Annotated in this window: 12 protein-coding genes; 1 reads left to right on the plus strand and 11 read right to left on the minus strand. The window is 26.6% G+C overall.

Going from position 1 to position 7,637, the window contains the following annotated elements:
* Positions 1-277: 277 nt before the first annotated feature.
* From BN899_RS19065 to BN899_RS11155, 11 genes are read right to left on the minus strand one after another with little or no spacing between them, the layout of a single operon-like run.
* Positions 278-430 carry a hypothetical protein gene (locus BN899_RS19065; protein WP_154658899.1) on the minus strand — a complete coding sequence of 51 codons (153 nt, stop codon included), beginning with the start codon at positions 428-430 and terminating at the stop codon, positions 278-280.
* A 15-nt stretch (positions 431-445) separates the two neighbouring features.
* A complete protein-coding gene (fliD, locus tag BN899_RS11110; protein WP_042275381.1) occupies positions 446-2,011 on the minus strand; it encodes a flagellar filament capping protein FliD in 1,566 nt (521 codons plus the stop codon).
* Between the two features lie 9 nt (positions 2,012-2,020).
* A complete protein-coding gene (gene fliS / locus BN899_RS11115; RefSeq protein WP_042275383.1) occupies positions 2,021-2,404 on the minus strand; it encodes a flagellar export chaperone FliS in 384 nt (127 codons plus the stop codon).
* A gap of 15 nt (positions 2,405-2,419) precedes the next feature.
* The gene (gene csrA, locus BN899_RS11120; RefSeq protein ID WP_042275384.1) at positions 2,420-2,632 is read right to left on the minus strand and encodes a carbon storage regulator CsrA; all 213 of its coding nucleotides are present in this window, start codon (positions 2,630-2,632) and stop codon (positions 2,420-2,422) included.
* Entirely contained in the window at positions 2,616-3,014 is a 399-nt protein-coding gene (gene fliW / locus BN899_RS11125) for a flagellar assembly protein FliW (RefSeq protein ID WP_042275385.1), read from the minus strand. The genes csrA and fliW overlap by 17 nt, the downstream gene beginning before the upstream one ends.
* Before the next feature lie 13 nt (positions 3,015-3,027).
* Positions 3,028-3,969, minus strand: coding sequence for a flagellar hook-associated protein FlgL (gene flgL / locus BN899_RS11130; RefSeq protein WP_042275386.1), 942 nt, complete (start codon positions 3,967-3,969; stop codon positions 3,028-3,030).
* A 14-nt stretch (positions 3,970-3,983) separates the two neighbouring features.
* Complete coding sequence (gene flgK / locus BN899_RS11135) at positions 3,984-5,264, minus strand: flagellar hook-associated protein FlgK (protein ID WP_042275387.1); 1,281 nt, start codon at positions 5,262-5,264, stop codon at positions 3,984-3,986.
* 20 nt (positions 5,265-5,284) lie between these two features.
* Positions 5,285-5,698 (minus strand): flagellar export chaperone FlgN, encoded by a 414-nt coding sequence (gene flgN / locus BN899_RS11140; protein ID WP_042275390.1) that lies wholly within the window; start codon positions 5,696-5,698, stop codon positions 5,285-5,287.
* Positions 5,699-5,968 carry a flagellar biosynthesis anti-sigma factor FlgM gene (gene flgM, locus BN899_RS11145; RefSeq protein WP_042275392.1) on the minus strand — a complete coding sequence of 90 codons (270 nt, stop codon included), beginning with the start codon at positions 5,966-5,968 and terminating at the stop codon, positions 5,699-5,701.
* A gap of 36 nt (positions 5,969-6,004) precedes the next feature.
* Positions 6,005-6,328: a FliM/FliN family flagellar motor switch protein gene (locus BN899_RS11150; RefSeq protein ID WP_052356825.1), complete on the minus strand. Its 324-nt coding sequence runs from the start codon at positions 6,326-6,328 to the stop codon at positions 6,005-6,007.
* Between the two features lie 12 nt (positions 6,329-6,340).
* A complete protein-coding gene (locus BN899_RS11155; RefSeq protein ID WP_042275395.1) occupies positions 6,341-6,763 on the minus strand; it encodes a YaaR family protein in 423 nt (140 codons plus the stop codon).
* A 194-nt stretch (positions 6,764-6,957) separates the two neighbouring features.
* On the opposite strand from BN899_RS11155, the gene BN899_RS11160 reads away from it, so the two are divergent.
* On the plus strand, positions 6,958-7,637 hold a 680-nt coding region (locus BN899_RS11160), incomplete at its 3' end, for a LytR/AlgR family response regulator transcription factor (protein ID WP_042275398.1).

The following is a 7,637-nucleotide window of genomic DNA, read 5'->3' on the forward strand; positions in this document are numbered from 1 at the left end:
TTTTGTTACCCTCCTTAGTTTTTTAACGACATCCTTGTCTTTTAATTTATATACAAATACTTGGCCAAGTATTGCTTATAATATTATATATCGATATATTTTGATAAAACTTTATACTTTTTATTAAAAATATTTAATTTTTCTTTATTAAAATATGAATAGTTATTATTTACTTGTTTAGATATCTTATGTTCTCTAATTTCATCTTTAACTTTTTCTATATTATCACTTAATAACTTATGTATATTTTTATCTATATCTAGTATTCCATCATCTATTAGTAGTTTTTAAATTTTGATGTATCAGTTTCACTTTCTAATATTTCTTGTCTTTTATTCAAAAGTTCATCTAATTTATCCAATTCAGACTTATTGATACTTTCAATTATTTCTAAAGATATTGATTTGTATAACTCTACAGTTTCTAACATAATTTTTCACCAAACCTACGCTTGCGCAAAGTAGTTCATTTGCGAATTAAATTTATTCATACTTGATTCTAACTTTGCAAATTTTTGGTATAATGAACTTTCTTTATCACTCATTTTTCTTGTAAGAGTTTTTATGTTCTCTGCTTGTCTTTTTAGTTGTTCTGAATAAAAATTATTTGCAGATGATGCAGTTAATCCTGCTTTTCTTGCAAATATAGATGATGAACCTCCTACGTATTTTTTCATAGTATTTTTCATACTTTCTAATATACTTGAACTATCCTTAGCAAATGCTTCATACACTCTATTAGAATTAGTTTCTAATGCCTTTGTAAATTTAGATTCATCTAATGCTATTTGGCCTTTTTTTGTATAGTCTTCATGGCTTGTTAAGCCCATTTCACTTAGAATTTCCATTTTATCACCAAATATAGATTTTTGCATATCATCCATAAACCTTCTCATTTCAGAGTCATTTCGAAGTATACCTTGCTTTGCCTTCTTTTCCCATCTTTCTATTTCTTCTTCACTCATATCTTCTTTCTGAGCTTCTGTTAATGGCTGATAATCACTTTGTTTTTTTTCTACTACAAGTTTATAAACCTTGTCCATTATTTTATTGTACTCTTCAACAAATGATTTCATATTGTCTACTGCTGGTTTAACATCTTGTTTAGATGTCATATTAGCACTTCCTGTTGTAAATACATTGTATGTAACTGAATCTATTGTAAATGAGTTTGACTCTTCATTTAAAGTCTTAGTAAATGACCCATCTTTTGAAGATACTTTAATTATAGAATTACTACCTACAGCTGAACCACCAAATTTTTCTATCGTAAACTTAGATTTTCCATCAGTACCTGACACAAAATTTCCGTCAGCATCAGTTTCATACACTTTTGTCCCTAATCCTAAAAAATTTAGAGAATCTGATATACTACCATCTTCATTTACTATTTTTAATTCACTATTTTTACCTGTTTTAGATGATTCAATTGTAAACTCACCAGTCATATCACTGAATGAAGCTTTAACATCTCCCCCCATACTATTGTTTATCTTACTTACTAGAGAATCTATCGTATCATCAGGTTCTATAGTTATAGACTTAGAGTTTGAATCTCCACCTAGATTTATCTTAAAATTTTTTCCCGACGTTAGACCTAACTCTGATAGTTTACTATCTCTTTTAATTTGATTACCATCACTGTCAGTTTTTGCCGTAATTTTTGGTGGTTCTGCCAATTTCTCAACATCAAACTTATAATCAATATTATTAGCACCTGCATTACCTGTAGCAGTTACTATACTAGAGTCAGAACTTGTAATACTTAGCGTATTCCATGCATTACTGTTTATCAAAGAATTTTTAGATGTTACCGAAAAATATTTTTCATTTATATCCTTAACATCCTTTATAATTTCTCTATATATTTCTTGTTGCCATTTAATATTCTGTTCTTTTTGCTTAGCTTTGTCTATCTTCTTTTGTTCTCCAGCAAGCATTTCTTTTATCATTTTTTCTGTATCCATACCAGTTGCAAGTCCTGGTAATCTTATACTATTTATACTTGACATAAAATCCCCCTACTTACCTGTCTTTATTTTTCTATCTGCCTCATGCCACATATCTCTTATTTCTTCAATTAAAGGAAGTACATTATCTATTGTTTTAATATCTTTTTTTATATTAGCTTTTATAAGTTCATTTTTTATAAATTCATATACATTATACAAATCTTCCATGTAGCTTCCTGTACTTTTATCCATAGTTATCATAAGTTCTAAAAATATATCTTGTACTCTAACTAGCTCTTTATGTGCTCTTTCCATATTTTTTTCTAATATTGCTAGCCTTGCTATTTTTGTGTATTTAACAGCTCCATCTACCAACATAAGTAATAATTGTTCTTGTGATGCTGTATTTACTGAATTTTGTTTATATATATTATATGGATTTGCTGTATACATAAATTTCTCCCTCACTTACTTAAATAAATTTAAAATTTCTTTTGTGTTAGTTATAGCTTCTGAATTTTCTTTTTTTACATTATCATATATTTCTTTTCTAAGTATAACTTTATCCTTAGGAGCATCTATAGCTATCTTAACGCTTCCATCTTCTACCTTTACTATTTTAATCTCTATATCATCTCCTATTAATATAGACTCTCCTTTTTTTCTAGTAACTACTAACATTTTTTTCACTCCCTATTAAAGGTTCTTTTATGTTATATTTATCATCTTGCAATATTAATTGCTTACTTTTATTATTTTTAATGTTTATTACTATGGGAGCTTTTAAATTAACCGTACTTTTTTCTAATGTTTTCCCTAAAGTTATTAGATTTAATAGTAATACATCATTAGAATTTTCTATTTTTAACTCACTTATTATATCGTCATTTAAATTTATTTCATAATCACTTTTTACTTCAAAAGGAGATATAGCTATAAATCCTATATTTGTATCTTCTTTGGAATTTATAATTTTAAATTTAGGATTTTCTTCAATATCATTTATTGTAAAAACTTTATATTCTTCAAATCCTGGTATGCCTTTATCAAATACTATTTCCATATGTTCCTCCTAATTATCTTAGATAATCAAGTATGCTTGGTTGTATTAATTTAGCTCCTACTTGAATTGATGCATTATAAACCAATTCTGCTGATTTTAGTTCTATAAATTTTTCAACATGGTTAACATCTTGGTTTAATGATAATACACCTTTCATATTTAGTATATTCTCATCATTAAGTTCTTTTATCTTTTCAGCAGTACTTACTCTAACACCTAGTTTAGTTCTATTATCTAGTGTGTGGTTAAAGAATGAATCAACTTTGTCTTTTGTATCACCTAGTAATTTACTTTTATTTGCTTCAACATCATTACCATTTGCTATATCGTTTAGCAGTTTTGATACATCGTTTATTGCTGAAAGATAATCCTTTCCACCAGTTCCTGTATCAAATATTTCTTTAGCAGATACATTATAATCTATAGTTATTCCTTCTGATATTTCAGCGTTTAAATCATTTGAGTTTGCTTTAGGATTCAATTCTATTGTTACTGTTCCATCTGAATTTTCTATTACGTTTACTGGTGTTTCATCAACATTAGTTCCACCGAACATGTGTCTTCCACCATGACTTGAATTTAATACTTCTCCTAGTTCTTTAATTTTTTCATTTACTTCTGCACTTATTGCTTTAAATTCTTCTTTAGAGTATGTACCATTTCCAGCTTTCAAAATAGATTCTTTAATATCATTAAGAACTGTTCCCACTTCTTCTAATGATGAATCTGTATTATTCATCCACCCTACAGTCTCATCTATATTATAGTTGTATTTTTCTGTATATTTTATTTCATTATTTAAATTCATTATTTTAATCGCTTTGTGTGGATCATCAGATACTCTATTTATCATTTTACCTGTATTAAGTTGTTTATTTAATTTATCCATGTTTTGTAGGTTTTGTTGTGTATCGTACATATGATTTGCAATCATCGATGAATTTGTTATTCTCATAATTACCTCCTAAATTATCTTACTAATCCATTTATTACAACGTCTAATAAAGAATCTATTGTTGATACAACTTTAGCGCTTGCATTATATGCATGTTGGAATTGTATTAAATTAATCATTTCTTCATCTAATGCAACGCCTGATTCATTTAATCTCGTGTTATTTACCTCTTTTAGTATTTTACTTTGATTTTTTTCATTTCTTATGACTTCTTGAGCTTCGTTTCCTAAGTTTTGTATTATGTTATTATAAAAGTTATTTATAGTTATATCTTCTCCCTTGATATTAACTTTTTTATCTTTTAATTTATACATTTCTTGTGCTTTATCTGATGTTATGTCTAAGTCAACTGTTCCATCTATTATGTCATCTTTTACTTTTAAAGTTGGACTTTTACTACCATCATACTCAAATAAATCAATTTTTAAAGTATCGTTTACTGTTGTTGCTATATTTTCCGCTAATGTATTTACATCATTTTTATATTTATCTATTTTTTCTATCATTTCCAGAGAACCTTTAATTTCTCCTGAGAGATTTTTCATCCCTTTTAATTCACCTATTGTAACTTCTCCGCCATTTTCTATTTTATCGTTAATCAGATTTTTCACTTCATCATCTTGAATATTTAACTTAAAACTAAGATCATCTAATATTCTATCTCTTTCGTCCAATAAATCATTAGGACTTTTTCCACTACCTTCAACTATTTTGATATGTTTGTTAAGGTCTCTTAATTGATTAATTGCAGAGTTAATATCATTTACTTTATCTCCTAATTGTTTTTGTGCCTGTTCGCCTAAATTTTCTAATTTATTATTTATTTGGCTTATTTTATCAGCTAAATATTTGCTATTTTGTATTACTATATCTTTTGAGCCATTATCCTTTGGATTTTTTGCTAATTCCTGCCAACTCGCGAAAAAATTATTTATAGATGCTGAAATCGAAGTATCCGATGGCTCATTAAATATAGTTTCCATATTTGTGTAGTTTTCATATTTAACTTTTATATTTCCATATGTATGACTCTCGTTTCTAAATTGAAAATCATAAAATGTATTTCTCGCTCTAACAATATCTGTAACTTCTACACCTGTTCCTAATTGACCCGCTCCTAAGCTACTATTATATCCTGGATAACTATATGCACTTCTAGCGCTTTGCTTAACGGTTTGTCTTGAATACCCTGGTGTGTTCATGTTATTTAAATTGTGTGAAGTTGTCTGTATTGATGCTTGACTTGCACTCATACCTGTTCTTGCTGACTGTAAAGATCCTAATAAACCTGACATAAATTCCCCTCCATTTTAATTTATTTTCCTACTTGTCCAAGCGAGTTGTATGTACCTATACTTTTACTTGGCTTTATAAAATTTATCATCTTTTTTGTAAATAATAGTTTTTGCTTTATAAGATTGTTATTTGCTTCTTTTTGTACTTCTAGCATATTAAGATAGTATTTTATATCTTCGTATGCCTTAATTATGTTTTCGTCGTCACAGCTTTCTATAAGATTTCTCATGCTAGCTTCATTGCCAGTAATACTTCTTCTCTTAATTTCTAAAGTTGCAAGTTCTTTTGCTACTAAATCTATTTCTGCCGCTATTTTATCAAGCTTAATTACCTCTTTATTTATTAATAATTCATATTGTTCATCTAGTAACTCTAATAGTTTTTTTAATATATTTTTTTCTTCATATATAATTATTTTTAGCTCTGGGCTCAACTACTTGTCACCTCTCATATGCTCAATTATTTTTTTTGCTATATCTTTTGAATCTATTCTATAAGTCCCATTATTTATTTTTTTCTTTAATTCGTTAACCTTTTCAATATTTATTTCTTCTTTTGGATTATTACTAACCTCACTTAAATATTTTCCTAAATCAGATATTTGAATAGTATCTGTTCTTTCTTTTTTTATAACTTTTTCTCCAACCTTATTAGATTTGTATATATTTTCAATGACTCTTTGGTTTATCGAACCTATTTTCATCGAATACCTCCTTAATATTAATAAGTAATAAGTGTTTTAATTTTCATCATCTTCAATTTTTATAGTAGATAATCTTATTGCTAATTTGTTATCTAATATGATACTTTCTCCACTTGCTACCATCTTTCCATTTATACTTATATCCAAAGGTTCTTCAAGATGCTTATCTAAAACTATTACATCTCCTACATTTAAGCCAGCTATTTTTTCTAGCTTTTCCATCGTTTCTCCTATAGACACTGTTATATCTAATTGTGCATTCATAATTTCATTCATAGCGCTTATTGATTTTGTTTCACCTTCTTCTAGTTGCTCAAATTCAACTTCATATACCTCATCATTTTTTTTAAAAGTATCCATATTTATTTCTCCTTACATATATATATCTATTAATAATCCATTTATCTCATCTACTTTAGATGCTACATCTATATTGCTCTTTTGCTCGTATAATAGTTCTTTTGTTATTTCTTCTAACTTTTCATTTACCGTATTAACTGTTGTAAAATAATTCGTATCCCAAAAACTATCTTTTTTATTTAATGTATATACATAGTCTACTATAGATTTTAAGTAGCTTTTTATAACCTGTTTATATTTTACTACATCTGTATAGTTTTGAGTTACCGCTAATCTATTTCCACTACTCTTTATTTCTTTTATATATAATTCTAGTTCTTCTTTCGTTTTTGATTTACTTGTTTGATTAAAACTGTCGCTAAAATCCAGCTTACTTTTGTTGTTTTTACTTTCTATATTAATCCCAGGATTTAATCCTATATTTACTACTTTCATATTTAACCTCTGTAATATTATCTAATATTTTCTATTATATATTTTTACGGTTGTTTTGAATATTTCTTGAGTTAATTTTCAATAATTATTTAAGAGGTATATAAGTAGTCCTTATTTAATATCTTATACTTAGAGGCTTGTTTTATTTATTATAAAATAAACCTCAACTTAATACTTTTGAAAGGAGATTTTTAATGTTTGATGTATGTGTATGTTGTAATAATATTAATGAAAGAAATAATTTAAATGGCCTTTTACTTAAATTCACTTCATTTAACAAATTCAAATATAGGCTTTCTAATTTTAATTCTCTTGATGACTTATTAAATAACAAGCCACGAAATATAGATATTTTATTAATCAGTGTAGCTCTAAAAAATAAGACGATAGCCTTTGAAATTAAAGAAAAAGTAACAACTTTATATAATAATATTAAAGTAATATTTATTCCTGAAATTGTAGATTTTATGATTAATGGATTTCCCCTAAAGGATTTTAAATATGTAATTAATCCTATAAATGAAGAATCATTTAATGATGAACTTTTGCAGTGTGTCAATGAATTAAATGAAAATAATATATTAGGTGATATATCTCCTAAATCGATATTGCTTATTGAATCCTATAAAAATAAGTCTCTTGTATATACTCAAAATGATACCTTTACTATAGATTCTAATATTAATAAATTAATAAATTCTCTGGATTCTTATATTTTCTATAGCTGTAGCAATAAACATTTAATTAATCTAAAACAAGTTCGTAGATTAAATAAATCATCCGTTATAGTAGGTGATGTGGAGGTTCCTCTATCTTCACGTGATTTTTCTGGGGTAAAAACAAGATTATTACATATGTTAGATATAAAAAAATA

This window comes from Faecalimicrobium dakarense, assembly GCF_000499525.1.
GTDB lineage: Bacteria > Bacillota > Clostridia > Peptostreptococcales > Peptostreptococcaceae > Faecalimicrobium > Faecalimicrobium dakarense.

What these genes read in the sequence shown, in the direction of transcription:
- fliS (WP_042275383.1), bottom strand. Translation starts at nt 2,404, where the DNA reads ATGTATACAGCAAATCCATATAATATATATAAACAAAATTCAGTAAAT.
- flgL (WP_042275386.1), bottom strand. Translation starts at nt 3,969, where the DNA reads ATGAGAATAACAAATTCATCGATGATTGCAAATCATATGTACGATACA.
- BN899_RS11150 (WP_052356825.1), bottom strand. Translation starts at nt 6,328, where the DNA reads ATGGATACTTTTAAAAAAAATGATGAGGTATATGAAGTTGAATTTGAG.
- fliW (WP_042275385.1), bottom strand. Translation starts at nt 3,014, where the DNA reads ATGGAAATAGTATTTGATAAAGGCATACCAGGATTTGAAGAATATAAA.
- flgK (WP_042275387.1), bottom strand. Translation starts at nt 5,264, where the DNA reads ATGTCAGGTTTATTAGGATCTTTACAGTCAGCAAGAACAGGTATGAGT.
- csrA (WP_042275384.1), bottom strand. Translation starts at nt 2,632, where the DNA reads ATGTTAGTAGTTACTAGAAAAAAAGGAGAGTCTATATTAATAGGAGAT.
- BN899_RS11155 (WP_042275395.1), bottom strand. Translation starts at nt 6,763, where the DNA reads ATGAAAGTAGTAAATATAGGATTAAATCCTGGGATTAATATAGAAAGT.
- fliD (WP_042275381.1), bottom strand. Translation starts at nt 2,011, where the DNA reads ATGTCAAGTATAAATAGTATAAGATTACCAGGACTTGCAACTGGTATG.
- flgM (WP_042275392.1), bottom strand. Translation starts at nt 5,968, where the DNA reads ATGAAAATAGGTTCGATAAACCAAAGAGTCATTGAAAATATATACAAA.
- BN899_RS19065 (WP_154658899.1), bottom strand. Translation starts at nt 430, where the DNA reads ATGTTAGAAACTGTAGAGTTATACAAATCAATATCTTTAGAAATAATT.